Here is a 20,535-nt window from a genome sequence, read left to right on the forward strand (position 1 = left end):
GACGGATTGCGTTTTTGCGGGTCCGTCATTCGCTGATGTCTAGTATGCACACGGTAGTTTTCGGCTGGTTCGGCGGGTCAGCCGTCTGGTTCATTCCTCTTTTGTGGCGTCTCGTGAAGTCGGCGCTGCCAGGCGGCGCAGGTTTGCGCGGCCCCGGCACGATCCGCCTCTGGCTCGGCTTCGTCTGCGTGATGCTGGCGAGTTGCACGCTGGAGGCGTCGCTGATCGGCACGGCCGGCGTGAATGGTTTCGGCCACGCGCTGGCGGCGGCCTTCGGACATCTGCTCGGGCATATCGGCACGCCGCTCGCGGCACTCGCCCTGCTCGCGATCAGCTTGCCCTGGCTGATCGACTTCCGCTGGCGCGATGTCGCCGTGTGGGCCGATGGGGCATTCGGCCTCGGGCTGTCACGCGGCCTCGCCAAACGCGACGAGGAAGCGCGCCGCCATCGCAGTGTCGATGACGGTTTGCCGTCGCACGTCTCGCCGGCCACCAATACGATGGCGCCTAAAAGCAACGGACGTTATGCGCGTCCGACAGTCTGGCGGCCGCCGGCGGGTGGCCGCGGTGCCACTGCGGGGGCGGCAACGGCTAAAGACGCAACGGCGCGCGGCACGGCGGCAAGCTGGCGCGTCGGCGCGATGAAGACGCGCAGCCAGACGGCGCAGGCAGAGCCGGTGCTACGGACGGACGTCGGGACGCCGCCGCGCCAGACGCCGCGGCCCTTGCCGATGCAAACGCAAACGCCGGTACAGACGCACCCGTTAAAAGCGGACAAGGCCGCGTGGACACCGGCCGAGCCGGTCGCGCCGAGCGGATGGTTGCGTGAGTCCGCAACGACGCCACGCGCGCCCGCTGCGGCTTCGGCGGCTTCGGCGTTGCATACCATGGCGGCCGCGCGGCTGGCGACCGGCTCGGCCGCCAGTTCGTCGTCCGGTTTGTCATCCGGTCCGACGCCGAGCACTTCGGCCGGCGCGGGTCGGCCGTCGGCGACTCAAGGTAGAGCGGCCGACATATCTCAAGGAAGTCGCTCCACGGCGGCCCCACCGCCGTTCGCACCCGCTCCGCGCACGAACGCCAGCATCACGCCGGCTCAACCCACGCGGCGTCCGGCTTCGCTCGGTACGCCAGCGCCCAGCTATACACGGCCGATGCCCGCCGCGCAGAAAGTCACGCCGCCTGCCAGCGTCCAGGAAACGCTTCGTAGCATCGCGGAAAACGCCGCGCGCTGGACTGACATCGCCGGCGTCAGCCTCGCGCGCAGCAGCGGCGGGGAAAACACGCTGGTCACAACGGATCCGTTGAGCGCCGAACCATCGGTCGAAGCTGTGCAATCTGGCGTGGCTTCGCCACGTGCAAGCGAAGCTGAAGTGGGCGCGGCACCGGGCGTGGATGTACCTTTGCAGGAGGTAGCCGAGGCTGCGCCGAACCTGCCGCCGATGCAACCACCGGTCGAAACGACACGGATTGAAGCGGCATCCGAGACGCCGATCGCGGACGACACCGAGCCCGTCGTGCAATGGCCGATTGAGCCGCCGATCATTCAGGCGCCGTTGGCATCGACGGCACCGACATCGGCGCAGGTGCAAACGCAGGCGAACGCGCAAACAGCGTCACCGCCGCCAGCCATGCAACATGCTGCGCCGGCGAGCACCGCAACGCCGTTTCAAACCTTCGCTGCGCAATTGCACACAAGCAGCGCGCAAGCGGACGTGCCGCCGCCCCTCGAAGAAGAGCCGACGCCCGACCACGCCGCGCCGCCCGCGCCAATCGCCGAAGTCGTCATCGATAAACCGCTGGCGCCTTGGGAGGCCAGGATCGAGGCTGTCGCGCCGGCCGAGGTCGTGTCGATGCATCACGCCACCCCGCCATGGCACGTCCCAAGCGCGAACGAAGCGGCCGCACCGGTCGAAGCAGAAACGACGGACACCCCTGCCCTACCGGATAGCTCAAACCTTTCCGACGATGTGAACTCGTCGAACGCCTCGGACGCGTCAGACGCTTCGCCCTCCACGGCGAGCGTCCAGCCGCAAGGCATAGCTTCGCACGCGTCAAACGTGGTTCGCTTCCCCGGCTTCACGGGCGAGGCCACGCCGGCGAGCTCCGCCACCATCGTCGACGAAGCCGCCAACGGGCTGGCTTATGCACAGAGCGTACAAAGCGCACAGAGCGCACCGAATATCCCCGCAGCTCCGCCAGCCCCGGCCGTTCCTGTCGCTCCCTCAGCGCCCCACTTCGCAACCGAACCGTCGACCGAACCCGCTGAGCTTGCCGAGCCTACCGATCCCGCAGTCCAGCGCACCCCGCTGCGCGGCCACACCCCGGCCAACGGCTTCGAATTTCGTGCGCCGGCGGCGTCGATGGTCGAGTTGCCGACGCTCGATCTGCTCGCGCGCGCCGACACCGACGTCGAGCCTGTTTCAGAAGAAAAACTCATCGAAACCGGCCTGCTGATCGAGCAGCGTCTGCAGGAATTCAAGGTGCCGGTGACGGTGGTCGGTCACTCGGCCGGGCCTGTCATTACGCGCTTCGAGATCGAGCCGGCGCTCGGCGTGCGCGGCAGTCAGATCGTCGGCCTGATGAAGGACTTGTCGCGCGGCCTCGGTCTCACGTCGATCCGCGTAGTCGAGACGATTCCCGGCAAGACCTGCATGGGTCTTGAGTTACCGAACGCCAAGCGGCAGACGATCCGCCTGTCCGAAATCCTCGAAGCCAACGTCTACCAGAACTCGCACTCGCAATTGACGCTGGCGATGGGCAAGGACATCACCGGGCATCCGGTGGTCGCCGATCTGGCGAAAGCGCCGCACATGCTGGTCGCCGGTACGACGGGCTCGGGCAAGTCCGTGGCGATCAACGCCATGATCTGCTCGCTGCTTTACAAGGCGACGCCTGAAGAAGTGCGGCTCATCATGATCGACCCGAAGATGCTGGAACTGTCAGTGTACGAAGGCATTCCGCACCTGCTTGCGCCGGTCGTCACCGATATGAAGCTGGCGGCCAACGCACTGAACTGGTGTGTCGGTGAAATGGAAAAACGCTACCGGCTGATGTCCGCGGTTGGCGTGCGCAATCTGGCCGGCTTCAATCAGAAGATCCGCGATACGGAAGCCAAGGGCAAAAAGCTCGGCAACCCGTTCTCGCTGACGCCGGAAGCACCCGAGCCGCTCGCGCCGCTGCCGCTGATCGTCGTCGTGATCGACGAGCTGGCCGACCTGATGATGGTGGCGGGCAAGAAGATCGAAGAGCTGATCGCGCGTCTCGCGCAGAAAGCGCGCGCCGCCGGCATCCACCTGATTCTGGCGACGCAGCGTCCGTCAGTAGACGTAATCACCGGCCTCATCAAGGCGAACATTCCGACGCGCGTGGCGTTCCAGGTGTCGTCGAAAATCGACTCCCGCACGATCCTCGATCAGATGGGCGCCGAATCGCTGCTCGGCCAGGGCGATATGCTGTTCCTGCCGCCGGGCACGGGTTACCCGCAGCGTGTGCACGGCGCATTCGTCGCCGACGAGGAAGTGCATCGGATCGTCGAGTATCTGAAACAGTTCGGCGAGCCGCAATACGAAGAAGGCATTCTCGACGGCCCGGCGACCGAAGGCGCGTCGCAGGACCTGTTCGGCGATGCGCCGGAGGCCGAAGCCGATCCGCTGTACGACGAAGCCGTCGCCTTCGTGGTGCGTACGCGGCGCGCGTCGATCTCGTCGGTGCAGCGGCAGTTGCGCATCGGCTATAACCGCGCGGCGCGTCTGGTCGAACAGATGGAGACCGCGGGTCTGGTGTCGGCCATGGGCATCAACGGCAGCCGCGAAGTGCTCGCGCCGGGACCGGCGGAATAACACGCAAATGCGTATGTAAAACCGGCAAGTGCCAATCCGAACCAGCTGAAAAAACGGGCCGCTCAGTTCACTGAGCGGCCCGTTGTCTTATACGGCCAGCATGTTCAGGTCATGCAGCGCACGAATGCCGACACCCGTTCATGCCGCGCGCCCGACCGACACTCACGACGGCGACACCAGCTTGAAGTCCACCGGCGAACCCAGCTCGAACTGCTTCGGGTTCGCTTCGAGCAAACCGGTCTGCGGGTCGCGCCTGAACACCACCACCGTATCGCTGTTCTGATTGCCGACGATCAGCCAGTTGCCGGTCGGATCGATCGCGAATTCGCGCGGCGACTTGCCGAGGCTCGACTGGTGGCCGATCTTCTTCAGATGACCATTGGCCGGATCGACGGAGAAGATCACGATATCGTTCGCATCGCCGCGATTGGTGGCGTACAGGAAACGCCCGTCCGGCGAAAGATGAATCGCCGCGGCGCCTACCGCGCCCTTGAAGCCCGGCTCGGCCAGCGGGATGGTTTGCACCTGCGTGAGCCTGCCGTCGTCGTAGTTGAAAGTGCTGACCGTGCCGGCCAGCTCGCTCGTCAGATAGGCATGCTTGCCGTCCGCGCCGAACACCAGATGGCGCGGGCCCGTGCCGGCTTTCTCCTGGGTGTAGCGCCATTCGGTCGGACCGAACAGGCCGCGGCTGCCGTCCGGCGTGTAACGGTACGAATACAGCTTGTCGGCACCCAGGTCCTGCGCGAACAGATAGTGACCGTCCGGCGAGAACACGGTGGAGTGAACGTGCGAGTTGTCCTGACGTCCTTTTACCGGACCGCCGCCTTCATGGTGTACCGTGAGCACCGACGCGCCGACCTGGCCATCCGCCTGCAACGGAAACACCGCGAAACTGCCGCCCGGATCGGCCGCCACCGAGTAGTTCGCGGTCAGCAGATATTTGCCGTCCGGCGACAGCTTCAGATAGCACGGGTCATTACCGTCCGACGAAACCTTGTTGAGAAAGGTCAACTGGCCGCTCGCGGCATCGAAGCGAAACGCGCTGATGCCGCCGCGCTGCGTAGCCGGACCGTTGTCGCCGGGCAACTCGTTGACTGCATAGACGAAGCGCCGGTCAGGAGTGACCACGAGATACGACGGATTGACGGTCTGCGCGACCGACACGCGGGTCGCTTCGCCTGTCTTGGTGTCGAAGCGATAGACGTACAGGCCCTCGCTCTTGCCGCCGGTGTAAGTGCCGACCAGCATGTCATAGACGCCGTCGGCGGGGACCGGGCCAGAATCTTGCGCAAACGCATGCGAAGCAACAATCGAGACCATGAGCACGAAACCTTTTATTATCGAGCGGGCGGAGCGCAATGGAACTGGCCGGGCGCCGCGCCATGAGGTGGATTGAGCAGAAGGCAAAGAAGAGCTTGAAACGGCACGCACTGCGGCACGGTGACGACGAAGCATAGGACCTCCTGGACATCGGTTATCGGGTGGATTCGGTTGTAACGGTGTCTCTGGTCTGCCGCGCAATGGGTCGAATTATTTTATCGAGGCAAGTATAAAAGCGTTGCGTCGGATCATGCAGTGAATCTCACCCCCATCACACTACGGAGCTTTCATGAACGTCACACTCAGCCTGGGCCCGCTTGTTTCGCTGATCGCCGGCATTCTGATCCTCGTCATGCCGCGCCTGTTGAACTTCATTGTTGCGCTCTACCTGATCATCATCGGCATCATTGGGATTTTCGGCGTGGGCTCGTCGCACTTCTAGACGAACGCAGGCAGCCGGACGGTCGGCAAGATCGGCGGAAAGGGACCCACAAGGGGCCAACAAGGACGCACAAAGAGGCAAAACCGGGCGCAGTGCCGGCCCGGCGACGCCTCGCACGCACCGGATGCCGGCTTGGACGGTGGCATGCGTGGCACGTGGATTGACGGCTGCGGCAGCGCAACAATTGGCGCGGTGAAACGGTGCGGCAAAGCAATGCGCGCTCGACAGATTCCCTCGACCCGCGGCGTGCCGGATGCAAGACAGCCGCGCGGTTCAAGCCCGTGAAGCGGACGATCAGCCGTTCGAAAGCTGGTCGAGCCGCAAACGTCCCTGCAGCGACAACCCGCCGACGGCATAATGTCCGTCACCCTCCTGATGGCGGCGGAAGCAGGCCCGTTCGATCAGAAAATGCGCCGCAGTCAGCATGCCGTTGCGGCTCAGGCCCAGCCGGCCGTGTTCGAGCGGCAGCATCGAATCGTCGGCCAGTTCGCTGGCGGCGGAGAGAATCGTGATGCAATCGGATTTCGACGGGTTCAGCATCGCTTGGGTCCTCGAAGACGGTATCGGCATACGTCATGGACAGGGCCGAGGCATGATCCGGAGAGCTCCGCGCATCGGCATGAAAAATGATTGTAGGCAGTGATTTGACAATTACCAACCCGCGTTTTGCCGCATTGCGAGCTGAACCAAAACGCATTGCGCGAGTCCGGTAAAAAACAACGCTTGCAAACCGACCCCACGCACGGCGACCCCGCCTCGCGTAAAACTGACACGTTGCCCATGCCCGCACTCATCGAAGACTACGCGCTTATCGGCGACGGCCACACGGCCGCGCTCGTCTCCCGGGAGGGGTCCGTCGACTGGCTATGCTGGCCGCGCTTCGACTCCGGCGCCTGCTTCGCCGCCCTGCTCGGCACCCCCGACAACGGCCGCTGGCTGATTTCGCCGGTTTCGGATACGCCGCCCACGATCACGCGCCGTTATCGCGGCGAAACGCTCATCCTCGAAACCGACTTCGAAACAGCCGAGGGTGCGGTGACGCTGATCGATTTCATGCCGCCGGGCAACGGCTGGTCGGAGATGGTGCGGATCGTGGTCGGCAAACGCGGCACGGTGCGCATGCAGATGGAACTGGTGCTGCGCTTCGACTACGGTTTTTCGATTCCGTGGGTCGATCGGCTGACGCACGACAGCGGCATCAAGGCCATCGTCGGACCAGACACCGCGGTGCTGCGCACCCCAGTTGAACTGCGCGGCGAGAACATGAAGACCGTCGCGGAATTCACCGTGAGTGAAGGCGAGCGCGTGCCGTTTTCGCTGGCCTATGCGGCCTCGCATCTGCGCATTCCGCCGAGCCGCGATCCGCACACGTCGCTCGCCCGCACCGAGAACCACTGGCTCGAATGGTCGGCGCGCAGCACGGTTGAAGGCAGATGGGCCGAGCCCATCCGCCGCTCGCTGATTACGCTGAAGGCACTCGCCTATGAGCCGACCGGCGGCATCGTTGCCGCGCCCACCACGTCGCTTCCGGAGCAGTTGGGCGGCACGCGCAACTGGGACTACCGTTATTGCTGGCTGCGCGACGCCACCATCACGCTGCTCGCGATGATGCGCGGCGGCTACTACGACGAAGCCCGCGCGTGGCGCAGCTGGCTCGGCCGCGTGATGGCCGGCGCGCCCGATCAGTTGCAGATCATGTACGGCATCGCCGGCGAGCGGCGCCTGCCCGAATTCGAAATCGACTGGTTGCCGGGTTATCAGGATGCCAAGCCGGTGCGGATCGGCAACAACGCGGTCGGGCAGCGTCAGCTCGACGTTTACGGCGAAGTGATGAACGCGCTGCATCTCGCGCGCGTCGGCGGCCTGCAGGCGGACGACACCGCATGGAACGTGCAGCGCGCATTGCTCGGCCATCTCGACACGATCTGGCAAGAGCCGGACGAAGGCATCTGGGAAACCCGCGGCGGCCGTCAGCACTTCACCTTCTCGAAGGTGATGGCGTGGGTCGCTTACGACCGCGCCATCCGGTCGGCCGAAATGTTCAAGCTGGAAGGCCCTCTCAATGAATGGCGCGCCACCCGCGCGACCATTCACGCGGAAGTCTGCGCAAAGGCATGGAATCCGGCGCTCAACGCGTTCTCGCAGTCTTACGGCAGCGACCAGCTCGATGCGAGCGTCCTGTTGATGCCGCTGGTCGGCTTCCTCCGGCCTGAGGATCCGCGCATCAAAGGTACGGTAGCCGCGATCGAAAAGGATCTGATGCACGACGGCTTCGTGATGCGCTACCGCACCACGGAATTCGACGACGGCCTGCCGCCGGGCGAAGGCACATTCCTCGCGTGCTCGTTCTGGATGGTGGACAACCTGGCCTTGCAAGGCCGCATGGACGAAGCCATCGCGATGTACGAACGGCTGCTCGCGCTCTGCAATGACGTCGGTCTGCTCGCGGAAGAGTACGATCCCGCTGCGAAGCGTCTGGTCGGCAACTTCCCACAGGCGTTTTCGCACGTCGCGCTGGTCCACACCGGCCTGAACCTGATGAAGCACGAACAGGAAATGGCGCAGGCAACCGGACAGCCACCGCATAACGGCAGCATGGCTGCAGAACTTGAGGCTGCGGCAACCCCCGATAGCGGCGCGGCAGCATCGCCAGTACCATGATTCAATGACAGTTTGTGCGCAGCCCACGCGCAAATTGCTGCATTGCACAAGTACGCTTTGTTCAGTATGATCGAGCAGACTGTTGGCCGAAAATCAATGTGCCCACAACCAGTACGGCCTGCCGCAACGCCACATGCGTGTTTGCCAAGCCCCATGCGAACCGCTTAAACGGAGCACCCATGCTCTACCAACTGCACGAATTCCAGCGGGCGATGTTGAGCCCCCTCACCGCCTGGGCTCAGGCCGCGTCGAAATCGTTCGCGAATCCCGCCAGCCCATTGGCCTATGTGCCCGGTGCCACCCGCCTCTCCGCCGGATACGAACTGCTCTATCGGCTTGGCAAAGATTACGAAAAGCCTGAGTTCAACCTTCATCAGATTGTCAAAGACGGTCACAACATTCCGATCATCGAACAAACGATCATCGAGAAACCGTTTTGCCGCCTGATGCGCTTCAAGCGTTTCGCAGACGACAGCGACGCTGTTACCCAATTGAAAGATGAGCCTGTCGTGCTGGTGTGCGCACCGTTGTCAGGCCACCACGCCACGCTGCTGCGCGATACCGTGCGCACGTTGCTGCAAGACCACAAGGTCTACCTGACCGACTGGATCGACGCACGCATGGTGCCGCTCGAAGAAGGCGAGTTTCATCTCGACGATTACGTCGCTTACATCCAGGAATTCATCCGCCACATCGGCGCGAAGAATCTGCACGTGATCTCGGTTTGCCAGCCTACCGTCCCGGTGCTCGCCGCCATTTCGCTGATGGCGAGCCGCGGCGAAGACACGCCGCGCACCATGACCATGATGGGCGGCCCGATCGACGCGCGTAAGAGCCCGACCTCGGTCAACTCGCTCGCCACGCAGCACTCGTACGAATGGTTCGAAAACAACGTGATCTTCACGGTGCCGCCGAACTATCCGGGCGTGGGCCGCAAGGTTTACCCGGGCTTCCTGCAACACACCGGTTTCGTCGCGATGAATCCGGAGCGGCACGCGGCCTCGCACTGGGACTATTACCAGAGCCTGTTGCGCGGCGACGAAGACGATGCGGAAGCCCATCGCCGTTTCTATGACGAGTACAACGCGGTACTCGACATGGATGCGGACTATTACCTCGACACGATCCGCGTGGTGTTCCAGGAATTCCGTCTGGCCGAAGGCACGTGGGACGTCGCGGGCGAACGGGTGCGTCCGCAGGACATCACCAAGACCGCGCTCTTCACCATCGAAGGCGAGCTGGACGATATTTCCGGCGACGGTCAGACGTTCGCCGCGCAAGGCCTGTGCAGCGGTATTCCAGAGGCGAACAAGCGTCACTTCACCGCGGAAAAATGCGGCCACTACGGCATTTTCTCGGGCCGCCGCTGGCGCACCATCATCTATCCGCAGTTGCGCGACTTCATCCTCGAGCACAACAAGGCGCCGAAGGTAGCGAAGGAAAAAGTCGAAGCCTGAGCAGCGCACGCACGAAGATAAACAACGGCCTCTTTTCAGAGGCCGTTGTCGTTTCTGGCACTGCGCATGATCCGTCTTACGCCGTTCGGGCAGAGCCGCGCCGTTTACTTCCGCAACAGATACGCAAGCAGCAACTCGGTGTTCATCTGGATGAGTTCGCTACGTTCGCTCGCACTGCTGAAATCACGGCCGAGTGTCGCTTCGAGCGTGAAGCGGTTCGACACGATGTAGTAACCCATGCCGGACAGCGTCACGTAAAAGCGCAACGGATCGACGTTGGTGCGAAACAGCCCCGCACGTTGACCCCGCTCGAGAATGCCGCCGAGCGTGGCGACGATCGGCGAGATCATTTCGCGGATGCGCGTCGACTTCTGCATGTAGCGTGCCTCATGCAGATTCTCGTTGTTGATGAGACGCAGTAACTCGGGATGATCGCGGTAGTAATCCCAAACAAAATGCGCGAGACGTGTCACCGCCTCGACCGGTGCGACACCGTTCAGTTCGAGCGTTCGTTCTGCTTCATTGAGCGCGCTGAATGCGTGCTCGAGTACCGCAGTGAAAAGCTGCTCCTTGCTACCGAAGTAGTAATAGAGCATGCGTTCATTCGTCTCCGCACGGCGGGCGATCTGATCGACCCGCGCGCCGAACAACCCTCCATTTGCAAACTCTTCGGCCGCCGCAAGCAGAATGCGGCGCCGCGTGCCTTCAGGATCTCTTTTGATTTTCGGCTGATTCATGGTGGCATCGTCTTCGTGAGCCGCGTTATCCGGATCGCGCCGCCGGCCTCTCCTCGGGCCTTGCACCGACAGCACTGAACGGGCTGGTTGGGGGAACACCCTTATGCGGTCTTTCGAAAAAGCGCTTCGATTATGGCACATGGATTGCGGATGGCAATTGGGGAAATCGGCGATAATGTGCTATTTAGTTCAAGCTCCGCGGCCGCAAGGCAAGCACCAACGTTGTGACCGTGATCAACTCCAAAACACTCGCAGACCGCATTGAGGATCTGCTCCCCCAAACGCAATGCACCAAGTGCGGCTATCCGGCATGCCGTCCGTATGCCGAGGCCGTCGCCAAGGGCGAAGCCAGCTACAACCAGTGCCCACCGGGAGGCGCCGAGGGCGTCGCCCGCCTTGCCGCACTGCTCGGCCAACCGGTGATTCCGCTCAATTCCGCCAACGGCGTCGAACGGCCGCGTCCTTTGGCGGTTATCGACGAACAGGTGTGCATCGGCTGCACGCTGTGCATGCAGGCCTGTCCGGTCGATGCAATAGTTGGCGCACCGAAACAGATGCATACGGTAATCGCCGAACTCTGCACCGGTTGCGACCTGTGCGCGCCTCCCTGCCCGGTCGATTGCATCGCAATGCCGCCGGTCACCGATGAAGCAACAGGCTGGGACGCATGGAGCGAGGCGCAGGCCGACGCCGCGCGCGAGCGCCACAACCGGCGTGAAGCGCGTCTCGCACGCGAGCGTGAAGCGGCCGAAGCGCGTGCTGCAGCGCGGCGAGCCGTCAGTGGCGCACCGGCTCAAGTCATGCAAACCGGCGCCACCGCAACGCCCACGGCACCCGCCGCTGAAGACGCCGACGCGAAAAAACGCGCGATCATCCAGGCGGCTCTCGAACGGGCGCGTCAGAAGAAAGAAGAGTTGGCTGCCAAGGGTCTGGGTCCGCAAAATACGGAGCGCGTCAGCGCCGACGTGCAGGCGCAGATCGACGCCGCCGAAGCACGCCGCCATCGTCTCGGACTCGCTGCGGACAACACCGCGAGCAGTACAGATACTCCGCCAACGAAGCGCTAACCCTCACCTCTGCCCTTACGCCGCGCATGAACGCGAACAAACGCCGCGCCATCTACGAGACGCTTCAGAGTCTCAACCCGCATCCCACAACCGAACTCGAATACACCACACCGTTCGAACTGCTGATTGCCGTCCTGCTTTCGGCGCAGGCCACCGACGTCTCGGTGAACAAGGCGATGCGCAAGATGTTCCCGGTCGCGAACACGCCGCAGAAGGTGTTCGATCTCGGCGAAGAAGGGGTGGCCGGCTACATCAGGACGATTGGCCTGTATCGGACCAAGGCGAAGAATGTGATCGCAACCTGCCGCATTCTGCTCGACCAGTACGGCGGCGAAGTGCCGGAAGATCGCGAGGCGCTCGAAAGCTTGCCGGGGGTTGGGCGCAAAACGGCGAACGTGATCCTGAATACGGCGTTCGGTCATCCGACCATCGCCGTCGATACGCATATCTTTCGGGTTGCGAATCGAACCGGGCTCGCGCCCGGCAAAGACGTGCGCGCGGTCGAAGCGGCGCTGGAGAAATTCACCCCCGCCGAGTTCAAGCAGGATGCCCACCATTGGCTGATTCTGCACGGCCGCTACGTATGCAAAGCGCGCCGGCCGGAATGCTGGCATTGCGTGATCGAGCCGCTGTGCGAGTTCCGGCCCAAGACGCCACCGCCGGATCTTTGAGGGCGGCGCGCCGCCAGCAAGCTATGTGGCCACGGCGTAAAATAACGCCCTGCACGCATGTCTGACGCGCCCCACACCCAGCTCCACCCTAACCGCACCGTTCCCACGATGTTCAATCCCAGCCGCGACGAAGTCCGTCAATTTTTCACCGACACCTGGCGCAAACAGCGTCAAGGCGAGATTCTGACGCCGCTCGAAGCCATCGCTGCCGACTGGATCGTCGAGCATCCGGAATTTCACGCCGATCTGACCCATACGGAAGCCGCCCAGGCCCAGGACTATTCGCCTGAACGCGGCCAGACCAACCCGTTCCTGCATCTGTCGATGCACCTGGCGATCACCGAGCAATTGTCGATCGACCAGCCGCCGGGCATCCGCGCGGCGCATGAGCGGCTCGCCGCCCGTCTCGGTTCGACCCATGAGGCACAGCACGCGATCATGGACTGTCTCGGCGAAACCATCTGGGAAGCACAGCGCACCGGCGCCCCGCCGGACACAGACGCCTACTTGCAGCGTATCGAGCGACGCGCCACGAAGGACTGAAGCGCCCTGGCGGGCTCAACCGTCACACGCCGCCCGCAACCGCCACCCTACGTCCGCCCTAAAAGCAAACACCCCGCCGAAGCGGGGTGTCGTTCAATCTGCAAGCCATGCAAAAACAGCGCGACGCTGTTACTTCTTCTGCACCAGATCGCCGTTCAGCGATTCGACGTAGGCCGCGATGTCTTTCATGTCGCTTTGCGACAGGCTCTGCACTTGCGCCTGCATGATCGGATTGTTGCGACCGAGGTGCGGGTTGCCGTTGCCCATCTGATACTGGCGCAGCGCCCAGTAGACGTAATCGGCGTGCTGACCGGCGAGCTTCGGATACTCCGGGCTCACCGGCTTGTTCAGGTTGACGCCGTGGCAAGCCGCGCAGTTGTGGCTGTCCGCCAGCACCTTGCCGTTGCCGGCGTCAGCGGCGTACGCGACGTTCGCTGCAACCAGACCGATAACTGCCGCCGACGCGCATGCAGCCTTGAACACCGTGTGGAGTGCCTGTTGGGGCTTATTCATGAATTCTCCTATCCCGCGAATATAAATAGCCGAGTGACCAGATGGATGAGCGCAGCCGATCACTTGTCGGGATTGTTTTTCGAAGAGGCATTTTGCGCTGCGTAGTAGGCAGCGATGTCGGCGATGTCCTGATCCGAAAGCGACGCGGTGATCGCGTGCATCGTTTCGAAGTGGCGGTCGCCCTTCTTGTAGCCATGCATGGCGTTCTCGAGGTACGCCTGATTCTGGCCGCCGAGCTTGGGCACGCGGTAGACCTCAGGGTAAGCCGTGCGGTATTCAGGAATGCCGTGGCAACCAATACACATCGCGACCTTGCCTTGGCCCGCCTTCGCGTTGCCGACGACATCCGCTGCCTGCGCACTGGCCGCATAGCCCGCGAGCACCGACAGCGCTGCGATCACGACGTGTTTGCCAACGAATTTATTCATAGCATGTAACCTGGCTTGAGGGGAAACGGGCGCCCGAAAAGGCAACGGCCCGCGCCGTTATTCTTATGGGTAGCCACGCAGGCCAAAAAAATCGGGCTAATTGTACCGCGACGTCGCGCCGAACGTCCACCGGGCAGGGCCAGCGGCGCATCCGGGCGCCGCAAAGCCACGGCTAGCGCCTTTTCTGCTCCGCCGCGCCCGATCCGCACGGCCTGGGTGCCGACCGCCGCGATCCGGCCAGTCTTGCCCAATCTGCCCCGACACCCGGCACGGCCACCCACCGGGCGCACCGGACATTACGGGTAAACGCGGGTCGTTCACGAGCCCATCGGGCGCTCGCTTCGACGTCCGACACCGCGGGTGAAACCATACGCGAGCCCGTTTCAGCGCAACAGGCCTTCTGACTTATACTGGGTTTTTTCCCAAAAAAGAGCATCTCGCCATGCGTTTTGAAGGCTCATCGCAGTACGTCGCCACCGACGACCTCAAGCTCGCGGTCAACGCCGCGATGACGCTCAAGCGCCCGCTGCTGATCAAGGGCGAACCCGGCACCGGCAAAACCATGCTCGCCGAAGAGGTTGCCGCCGCGCTCGGCATGCCGCTGCTGCAATGGCATATCAAGTCCACCACCAAGGCCCAGCAAGGCCTGTACGAGTACGACGCGGTTTCGCGCCTGCGCGATTCGCAACTCGGCGACGAGCGCGTCAAGGACATCCGCAATTACATCGTAAAGGGCGTGCTGTGGCAGGCGTTCGAATCGGACGAGCAAACGGTGCTGCTGATCGACGAAATCGACAAGGCCGACATCGAATTCCCGAACGACCTGCTGCGCGAACTCGACCGCATGGAGTTCTACGTGTACGAGACCCACGAGCTGATCCGCGCCAAGCAGCGCCCGCTCGTGATCATCACGTCGAACAACGAGAAGGAACTGCCCGACGCGTTCCTGCGCCGCTGCTTTTTCCATTACATCAAATTCCCCGATCCGGTCACGATGCAGCAGATCGTCGAGGTGCACTACCCCGGCATCAAGAAGGAACTGCTCGCCGCGGCCATGCAGAGCTTCTTCGAGTTGCGCAACGTCGCCGGCCTGAAGAAGAAACCGTCCACCTCGGAACTGCTCGACTGGCTGAAGCTGCTGCTCGCCGAAGATATTCCGCCCGAAGCGCTGCGCTCGACGGACCAGAAGCAGATCATCCCGCCGCTGCACGGCGCGCTTCTGAAGAACGAACAGGACGTGAGCCTGTTCGAGCGGCTCATCTTCATGAACCGCAACAACCGCTAATTGACCGCTGGATGACCGCGAATACCCGTTGATAAAGGCGCCGCCCCGCACATCCGCCGCCGAGGACACAGCATGCTGATCGACTTCTTCTACTCGCTGCGCGCCGCCAGACTGCCGGTGTCGGTCAAGGAATACCTGACGCTGCTCGAAGCGCTGAAAGCCAATGTGATCGCGCCGTCGCTCGACGAGTTCTACTATCTCGCGCGCATCACGCTGGTCAAGGACGAGCAGTATTTCGACAAGTTCGACCAGGCGTTCGGCGCCTATTTCAACGGCGTCGCGAAGGCCTCGGAGCTTGCCTTCGACGTCCCGCTCGACTGGCTCAAGAAGAAGCTGCAACGCGATCTGTCGCCCGAGGAAAAAGCGCAGATCGAAGCGATGGGCGGCCTCGACAAGCTGATGGAGCGCCTCAAGGAGCTGTTCGATGAGCAGAAAGAGCGCCACGAAGGCGGCAACAAATGGATCGGCACGGGCGGCACCTCGCCGTTCGGCAACGGCGGCTACAACCCTGAAGGCGTACGCATCGGCGGCGACGCGGCGGGCAACCGCACAGCGGTGAAAGTGTGGGAAGCGCGCGCCTATCGGGACTACGACGACCAGGTCGAAATCGGCACGCGCAACATCAAGATCGCGTTGCGCCGCCTGCGCCGGTTCGCCCGCGAAGGCGCCGCCGAAGAACTCGATCTGCCCGACACGATCCGCAGCACCGCCGCGAACGCCGGCTGGCTCGACCTGAAGATGGTCCCGGAACGGCACAACAAGGTCAAAGTGTTGATGCTGCTCGACGTGGGCGGCTCGATGGACGATCACATCAAACGCACCGAAGAGCTCTTTTCCGCCGCCAAGGCCGAATTCAAGCATCTCGAGTTCTATTACTTCCACAACTGTGTGTACGATTTTCTGTGGAAGAACAATCGCCGCCGCCACGCCGAGCGCATGCCGACGTGGGACCTGCTGCACAAGTTCACACCCGACTACAAGCTGATCTTCGTCGGCGACGCGACCATGAGCCCCTATGAAGTGTTGCAACCGGGCGGCTCGGTCGAGTACAACAACGCCGAAGCCGGCGCCGTCTGGCTGCGCCGCCTAGCCGATCATTTCCCGCACTACGCATGGCTCAATCCGGAGCCGGAAGGTTTGTGGGCCTACCGGCAGTCGGTCAGCGCAATCCGCGAAGTGCTCGGCCACCGCATGTATCCGCTCACTCTCGCCGGGCTCGAAACGGCAATGCGCGCATTGAGTAAATAATCGGACCGCGTTTTTGTCCCAACTATAAGAAAGCTTCAGCATGAATCCGTCTTCAGCGCCCGATTTGTCCCCTGCCGACGCCCTCGCCGGGCCGCTCAAACCGTTTAGCGATATGTCGCTGTCCGCCGTTGTTGCCGGCTTCGTCGCGATGATGACGGGCTATACCAGTGCGCTCGTGCTGATGTTTCAGGCAGGCCAGGCCGCGCATCTCACCGACGCGCAGATTTCGTCGTGGATCTGGGCGCTGTCGATCGGCATGGCCGTCTGCACGATCGGCCTCTCGCTGCGTTTTCGCGCACCGATCGTGATCGCCTGGTCGACGCCCGGCGCGGCGCTGCTGGTGTCGTCGCTGCCGCATGTGGCCTACCCTGAGGCAATCGGCGCGTTCATCGTCTGCGCGGTGTTGCTGACGGTGGTCGGCCTGACCGGATGGTTCGACACGCTGATGAAGAAAATCCCGGCCGGCATCGCTTCGGCTTTGCTGGCGGGCATTCTGTTCGAGATCGGCATCGAGATTTTCCGCGCCGCGCAGTTCCAGACCGCGCTCGTGCTGACGATGTTCTTCACCTACCTGATCGTTAAACGCTTCGCGCCGCGCTATGCGATCGTGACAACGCTGATTGTCGGCACGATCGCCGCCGGGGCGCTCGGGCTGCTCGACTTCAGCCGCTTTCACGTCGCGCTCGCCCACCCGGTGTTCACGATGCCGGTATTTTCGGTCGCGGCGAGCATCAGCATCGGCATCCCGCTCTTCATTGTCGCGACGGCCTCGCAGAACGTGCCGGGGATCGCCGTGCTGCGCGCGGACGGCTACACCACGCCTTCCGCGCCGCTGATCGCGACAACCGGCATCGCCTCGCTGTTGCTCGCGCCGTTTGGCTCGCACGGCATCAATCTTGCGGCTATTACGGCGGCGATCTGTACCGGCCCCGAAGCCCACGAAAACCGCAACAAGCGTTACACCGCGGCGCTCTGGTGCGGCATTTTCTATCTGATCGCCGGGATTTTCGGCGCCACCATCGCCGCGCTGTTCGCGGCCTTGCCCAAGGCGCTGGTGGTCTCGGTCGCGGCGCTGGCGCTGTTCGGCTCGATCATGAGCGGCCTTGCCAACGCAATGCAGGATACGAAGCAGCGCGAGGCGGCGCTGGTGACGTTCATGGTGACGGCCTCGGGCCTGACGCTGCTGTCGATCGGCTCGGCGTTCTGGGGGCTGGTGGCAGGCGTGCTGACGCAACTGGTGCGGAACCTCCGGCGCAGCTGAATCGCCCGCCCGGAACCGTCGGCCAAATCCTTGTGAACGGATCGGCGCCGCCAAGTGTCAATACTGCATCAGGCGATCCGCCATAGAATAGAAGCATCCGGCAGCGTTTCCCGGCAACATGGCGGGCGGACGCTGCAGCGTGACCCGCGGCCACCGGTACTGTTTTGTCTTTTCCGTCCGGTGGCGACCTCATTTCTCCTGAACCACGGCGCACGCGCGCCATGAAGGCCCGAACATGACAACCGCACTCGACCAACTCAAGCAATACACCACCGTCGTCGCCGATACCGGCGACTTCCAGCAGCTTGCGCAGTACAAGCCGCAGGACGCGACGACCAATCCGTCGCTGATTCTGAAGGCCGTCCAGAAAGACGACTACAAGCCGCTGCTCGAAAAGACCGTGAAAGCTCACGCGTCGAAACCGGTCGGCGCGATCATCGACCAGTTGCTGATCGCGTTCGGCACCGAGATTCTCAAGATCATCCCGGGCCGGGTGTCGACCGAAGTGGACGCACGCCTGTCGTTCGACACTGAAGCGTCGATCGCCAAGGGCCGTGAGCTGATCGCCCTGTACAAAGAACACGGAATCGGCCGCGAACGCGTGCTGATCAAGCTGGCTTCCACGTGGGAAGGCGTCCGCGCCGCTGAAGTGCTGCAGAAGGAAGGCATCCACTGCAACATGACGCTGCTGTTCTCGCTTGCCCAGGCCGCCGCTTGTGCCGAAGCGGGCGCGCAACTGATCTCGCCCTTCGTCGGCCGTATCTACGACTGGTACAAGAAGAACGCCGGCAGCGCATGGGACGAAGCCAAAGACGGCGGCGCCAACGATCCGGGCGTCCAATCGGTGCGCCGCATTTACGCGTACTACAAGAAGTTCGGCTACAAGACCGAGGTGATGGGCGCGAGCTTCCGCACCACGGGCCAGATTCTGGAACTGGCCGGTTGCGATCTGCTGACCATCAGCCCGGATCTGTTGCAAAAGCTGCAGGACAGCACGGAGAAGGTCGAACGCAAGCTGTCGCCTGAGCTCGCCTCGGGTACGGACATCGAACGCGTGCCTGTCGACGAAGCGTCGTTCCGTTTCCTCGTCAACGACGAAGCCATGGCAACCGAAAAGCTCGCGGAAGGCATCCGCGCGTTCGCGGCCGACGCCGTCAAGCTGGAAAAGCTGATCGAAGCGCTGCGTTAAAGCTTCGCCTTCATCGCCTGAGTACGCGGCCCTGAGCCTTCCGGTTCAGGGCCGCGCGGCGTTTACGGCTGCGCGTGCCGGTCCGAAGCAGGTCCCGCGTCACAGCCCTCTTACGCCTGCGCCCTACGCAATAAAGTCACAATTGCTGCCGCAACGGACGACTACAATCGTCTGCACGCCCGCTCCCTCGCGGCCATTTGCCGAAGGAACGCGGCGCCGCTGACCCTATTCCGGGAGACGATCATGTACGTTCAGCCTTACGTTTTTTTCAACGGCCGGTGTGAAGAAGCACTCAAGTATTACAGCGAGAAACTCGGCGCCGAAGTCACGTTCCAGATGCGCTACAAGGAGGCGCCGCCTGAGGCCCAAGCGCAGATGCCTCCCGGCACAGGGGACAAGATCATGCATGCGGCCATCAAGCTTGGCTCGACGGTCTGGATGGCGTCCGACGGCCGATGCGACCCCAACGCAGGCTCGATGAACGGTTTCAGTCTGTCGCTGACGGTCGACGACGACGCCTCGGCCGAAAAATACTTCAACGCGCTCGCCGATGGCGGACAGGTCATGATGCCGCTTCAGCCCACCTTCTGGAGCAAAAGGTTCGGGATAGTGGTGGACCGCTTCGGTCTCGGCTGGATGGTGGGCGTGCCGGAAGAGCAGGCATCGTGAGCGGCGGGTCCGATTGCCGCCATTGCGGCGGCAATCGGAAAGGGGCATGCGAGCCTGACCGCTGCACCCTAGGCTTTCTGCAAAAAATGCGAATGCCGTTCGATGTTCCAGTTCGGCTCGGTTTCCAGCAGCAAGGCGCGCAACCGGTCCACCTGTTCGGCAAGCCGCTGCCCGAGCCAATACGGCCCTTGCAAGTCGGGCGGCAAATCCAGCGCCACGCCGCTGCATACCTCGGTGAGCGGTGAAGCGGCCGGAATGCCGAAGTGCGTCGCGCGGCCAAAACGCAGGCCGCGCGCCATCGCCAGCAGCATGCCGCGCACGGCGTGCACCTCGACGCCGCACTGCCGCGCATACGCAGCGCGAGCCACGGCATCTGCGCGCATCAGCGGGCCGGTCGCCAGCAATTCCAGCGAACTGAGCACCGAGCGATGCAGCCGCTGGATCTCGTCGAGTTTGGACTGTGGCACGTCGATCTCTTTCGCCACCGAAGGCATCAGCGAGCGCAGTTGAACCAGCCGTTTGTTGATCTCGAGAAAGCGTTTGACCTGCTCGTCCTCGCTGATCGTCTCCCCTTCCAGCAAGCGGCTGTAAATCTGGGCGCAGGCACGCAAATTGGCGGCGAGCCCGTAACGCCACGAATAAGTCGCATGCAGCGGCAACGCGAATGAAAACGCCAGCGCGATCACAATACCGATCAGCACGTTCAACGTGCGCCATAGGCCGACGTCGATCAGATTGTCGCCATGACCGGCGACGATGCACATCGTAATTGCCGTCAGCAAACCGATATACCCCGATGAACCGATTGCGAACCACGCGCAGATCGCCGCGACGATCGACATCAGCACATAGGTGAGCGGCAGCGAGCCGGTCAGGTTCTGCAACAGGATCAGCGCCAGTCCGATCACCGCGCCGAGCAGCGTTCCCGCCGCCCGGTCGGCGGCCTTCTTGCGGATATTGCCGTGGTGCTGCAAGCCGCCGATCACCACCAGCAGGGTGACCGACGACCAGATGCCGTGGGGAATGTCGATGCCGGTGGTCGCGAGAATCGACACCAGCATCGCGATACCGACGCGCAAGCTATGCAGCACCTTCGCATGGCGATAGCGGTAGTAGGGCGAGGTGATCGCGCGCACCATCCGGCTCATGGCCGAGCGGCGGGCAATCACGCGGGGGGAATCGGCAGAAGCCATGGCTCGCGCGAC

18 protein-coding genes are annotated in these 20,535 nt (G+C 63.0%); 12 read left to right on the forward strand and 6 right to left on the reverse strand.

Annotated features, from left to right (window positions below):
- Positions 1–44 precede the first annotated feature (44 nt).
- Positions 45–3,839 carry a DNA translocase FtsK gene (locus GH665_RS15590; protein WP_153136597.1) on the forward strand — a complete coding sequence of 1,265 codons (3,795 nt, stop codon included), beginning with the start codon at positions 45–47 and terminating at the stop codon, positions 3,837–3,839.
- A 162-nt stretch (positions 3,840–4,001) separates the two neighbouring features.
- Here the strand turns inward: GH665_RS15590 and GH665_RS15595 are convergent, their stop codons facing one another.
- Complete coding sequence (locus GH665_RS15595) at positions 4,002–5,294, reverse strand: lactonase family protein (RefSeq protein ID WP_174771723.1); 1,293 nt, start codon at positions 5,292–5,294, stop codon at positions 4,002–4,004.
- A gap of 154 nt (positions 5,295–5,448) precedes the next feature.
- Between GH665_RS15595 and GH665_RS15600 the strand changes: the two genes are divergently transcribed.
- A complete protein-coding gene (locus GH665_RS15600) occupies positions 5,449–5,601 on the forward strand; it encodes a DUF3096 domain-containing protein (protein WP_081833067.1) in 153 nt (50 codons plus the stop codon).
- Positions 5,602–5,895: 294 nt separating this feature from the next.
- Here GH665_RS15600 and GH665_RS15605 read toward each other — a convergent pair whose 3' ends face one another.
- A complete protein-coding gene (locus tag GH665_RS15605) occupies positions 5,896–6,141 on the reverse strand; it encodes a hypothetical protein (RefSeq protein WP_153136599.1) in 246 nt (81 codons plus the stop codon).
- A gap of 240 nt (positions 6,142–6,381) precedes the next feature.
- On the opposite strand from GH665_RS15605, the gene GH665_RS15610 reads away from it, so the two are divergent.
- Positions 6,382–8,262 carry a glycoside hydrolase family 15 protein gene (locus GH665_RS15610; RefSeq protein ID WP_153136600.1) on the forward strand — a complete coding sequence of 627 codons (1,881 nt, stop codon included), beginning with the start codon at positions 6,382–6,384 and terminating at the stop codon, positions 8,260–8,262.
- A gap of 179 nt (positions 8,263–8,441) precedes the next feature.
- Complete coding sequence (locus GH665_RS15615) at positions 8,442–9,719, forward strand: polyhydroxyalkanoate depolymerase (RefSeq protein WP_028196867.1); 1,278 nt, start codon at positions 8,442–8,444, stop codon at positions 9,717–9,719.
- A gap of 104 nt (positions 9,720–9,823) precedes the next feature.
- On the opposite strand, the gene GH665_RS15620 is transcribed toward GH665_RS15615, so the two are convergent.
- On the reverse strand, positions 9,824–10,456 hold the full coding sequence (locus GH665_RS15620; protein ID WP_153136601.1) for a TetR/AcrR family transcriptional regulator: 633 nt from the start codon (positions 10,454–10,456) through the stop codon (positions 9,824–9,826).
- 230 nt (positions 10,457–10,686) lie between these two features.
- Between GH665_RS15620 and rsxB the strand changes: the two genes are divergently transcribed.
- The 3 genes from rsxB (at position 10,687) to GH665_RS15635 (ending at position 12,737) form a co-directional block, all read left to right on the forward strand.
- On the forward strand, positions 10,687–11,523 hold the full coding sequence (gene rsxB, locus GH665_RS15625; protein WP_153136602.1) for an electron transport complex subunit RsxB: 837 nt from the start codon (positions 10,687–10,689) through the stop codon (positions 11,521–11,523).
- 26 nt (positions 11,524–11,549) lie between these two features.
- Positions 11,550–12,194, forward strand: a complete 645-nt coding sequence (nth, locus tag GH665_RS15630; protein WP_097391796.1) for an endonuclease III — start codon at positions 11,550–11,552, stop codon at positions 12,192–12,194.
- Between the two features lie 108 nt (positions 12,195–12,302).
- Positions 12,303–12,737 carry a DUF1841 family protein gene (locus GH665_RS15635; protein ID WP_153136603.1) on the forward strand — a complete coding sequence of 145 codons (435 nt, stop codon included), beginning with the start codon at positions 12,303–12,305 and terminating at the stop codon, positions 12,735–12,737.
- Positions 12,738–12,866: 129 nt separating this feature from the next.
- Here GH665_RS15635 and GH665_RS15640 read toward each other — a convergent pair whose 3' ends face one another.
- Both GH665_RS15640 and GH665_RS15645 read right to left on the reverse strand, forming a co-directional pair.
- A complete protein-coding gene (locus GH665_RS15640; protein ID WP_028196862.1) occupies positions 12,867–13,250 on the reverse strand; it encodes a c-type cytochrome in 384 nt (127 codons plus the stop codon).
- A gap of 59 nt (positions 13,251–13,309) precedes the next feature.
- Positions 13,310–13,678, reverse strand: a complete 369-nt coding sequence (locus tag GH665_RS15645; protein WP_120347741.1) for a c-type cytochrome — start codon at positions 13,676–13,678, stop codon at positions 13,310–13,312.
- 442 nt (positions 13,679–14,120) lie between these two features.
- Between GH665_RS15645 and GH665_RS15650 the strand changes: the two genes are divergently transcribed.
- The 5 genes from GH665_RS15650 to GH665_RS15670 all read left to right on the forward strand — a co-directional run bounded on the left by GH665_RS15650 (position 14,121) and on the right by GH665_RS15670 (position 19,330).
- The gene (locus GH665_RS15650; RefSeq protein WP_153136604.1) at positions 14,121–14,963 is read left to right on the forward strand and encodes an AAA family ATPase; all 843 of its coding nucleotides are present in this window, start codon (positions 14,121–14,123) and stop codon (positions 14,961–14,963) included.
- A 72-nt stretch (positions 14,964–15,035) separates the two neighbouring features.
- Positions 15,036–16,211 (forward strand): vWA domain-containing protein, encoded by a 1,176-nt coding sequence (locus GH665_RS15655; RefSeq protein ID WP_153136605.1) that lies wholly within the window; start codon positions 15,036–15,038, stop codon positions 16,209–16,211.
- 40 nt (positions 16,212–16,251) lie between these two features.
- Positions 16,252–17,472: a benzoate/H(+) symporter BenE family transporter gene (locus GH665_RS15660; protein WP_153136606.1), complete on the forward strand. Its 1,221-nt coding sequence runs from the start codon at positions 16,252–16,254 to the stop codon at positions 17,470–17,472.
- A gap of 235 nt (positions 17,473–17,707) precedes the next feature.
- The gene (gene tal, locus GH665_RS15665) at positions 17,708–18,661 is read left to right on the forward strand and encodes a transaldolase (RefSeq protein WP_153136607.1); all 954 of its coding nucleotides are present in this window, start codon (positions 17,708–17,710) and stop codon (positions 18,659–18,661) included.
- Between the two features lie 243 nt (positions 18,662–18,904).
- Complete coding sequence (locus tag GH665_RS15670) at positions 18,905–19,330, forward strand: VOC family protein (RefSeq protein ID WP_153136608.1); 426 nt, start codon at positions 18,905–18,907, stop codon at positions 19,328–19,330.
- Between the two features lie 68 nt (positions 19,331–19,398).
- Here GH665_RS15670 and GH665_RS15675 read toward each other — a convergent pair whose 3' ends face one another.
- Positions 19,399–20,523, reverse strand: coding sequence for an FUSC family protein (locus GH665_RS15675; RefSeq protein ID WP_174771724.1), 1,125 nt, complete (start codon positions 20,521–20,523; stop codon positions 19,399–19,401).
- Positions 20,524–20,535 lie beyond the last annotated feature (12 nt).

It is taken from the genome of Paraburkholderia agricolaris, from assembly GCF_009455635.1.
In the GTDB taxonomy this organism is placed as follows: Bacteria; Pseudomonadota; Gammaproteobacteria; order Burkholderiales; family Burkholderiaceae; genus Paraburkholderia; species Paraburkholderia agricolaris.

Bases quoted from the DNA above. Each gene is read 5' to 3' on its own strand.
- GH665_RS15595 (WP_174771723.1), bottom strand. From the start codon at position 5,294: ATGCTTCGTCGTCACCGTGCCGCAGTGCGTGCCGTTTCAAGCTCTTCT.
- GH665_RS15655 (WP_153136605.1), top strand. From the start codon at position 15,036: ATGCTGATCGACTTCTTCTACTCGCTGCGCGCCGCCAGACTGCCGGTG.
- GH665_RS15635 (WP_153136603.1), top strand. From the start codon at position 12,303: ATGTTCAATCCCAGCCGCGACGAAGTCCGTCAATTTTTCACCGACACC.
- GH665_RS15650 (WP_153136604.1), top strand. From the start codon at position 14,121: ATGCGTTTTGAAGGCTCATCGCAGTACGTCGCCACCGACGACCTCAAG.
- nth (WP_097391796.1), top strand. From the start codon at position 11,550: ATGAACGCGAACAAACGCCGCGCCATCTACGAGACGCTTCAGAGTCTC.
- GH665_RS15605 (WP_153136599.1), bottom strand. From the start codon at position 6,141: ATGCTGAACCCGTCGAAATCCGATTGCATCACGATTCTCTCCGCCGCC.
- GH665_RS15670 (WP_153136608.1), top strand. From the start codon at position 18,905: ATGTACGTTCAGCCTTACGTTTTTTTCAACGGCCGGTGTGAAGAAGCA.
- GH665_RS15615 (WP_028196867.1), top strand. From the start codon at position 8,442: ATGCTCTACCAACTGCACGAATTCCAGCGGGCGATGTTGAGCCCCCTC.
- GH665_RS15600 (WP_081833067.1), top strand. From the start codon at position 5,449: ATGAACGTCACACTCAGCCTGGGCCCGCTTGTTTCGCTGATCGCCGGC.
- GH665_RS15610 (WP_153136600.1), top strand. From the start codon at position 6,382: ATGCCCGCACTCATCGAAGACTACGCGCTTATCGGCGACGGCCACACG.
- tal (WP_153136607.1), top strand. From the start codon at position 17,708: ATGACAACCGCACTCGACCAACTCAAGCAATACACCACCGTCGTCGCC.
- GH665_RS15675 (WP_174771724.1), bottom strand. From the start codon at position 20,523: ATGGCTTCTGCCGATTCCCCCCGCGTGATTGCCCGCCGCTCGGCCATG.
- GH665_RS15590 (WP_153136597.1), top strand. From the start codon at position 45: ATGCACACGGTAGTTTTCGGCTGGTTCGGCGGGTCAGCCGTCTGGTTC.
- GH665_RS15640 (WP_028196862.1), bottom strand. From the start codon at position 13,250: ATGAATAAGCCCCAACAGGCACTCCACACGGTGTTCAAGGCTGCATGC.
- GH665_RS15620 (WP_153136601.1), bottom strand. From the start codon at position 10,456: ATGAATCAGCCGAAAATCAAAAGAGATCCTGAAGGCACGCGGCGCCGC.
- GH665_RS15660 (WP_153136606.1), top strand. From the start codon at position 16,252: ATGAATCCGTCTTCAGCGCCCGATTTGTCCCCTGCCGACGCCCTCGCC.
- GH665_RS15645 (WP_120347741.1), bottom strand. From the start codon at position 13,678: ATGAATAAATTCGTTGGCAAACACGTCGTGATCGCAGCGCTGTCGGTG.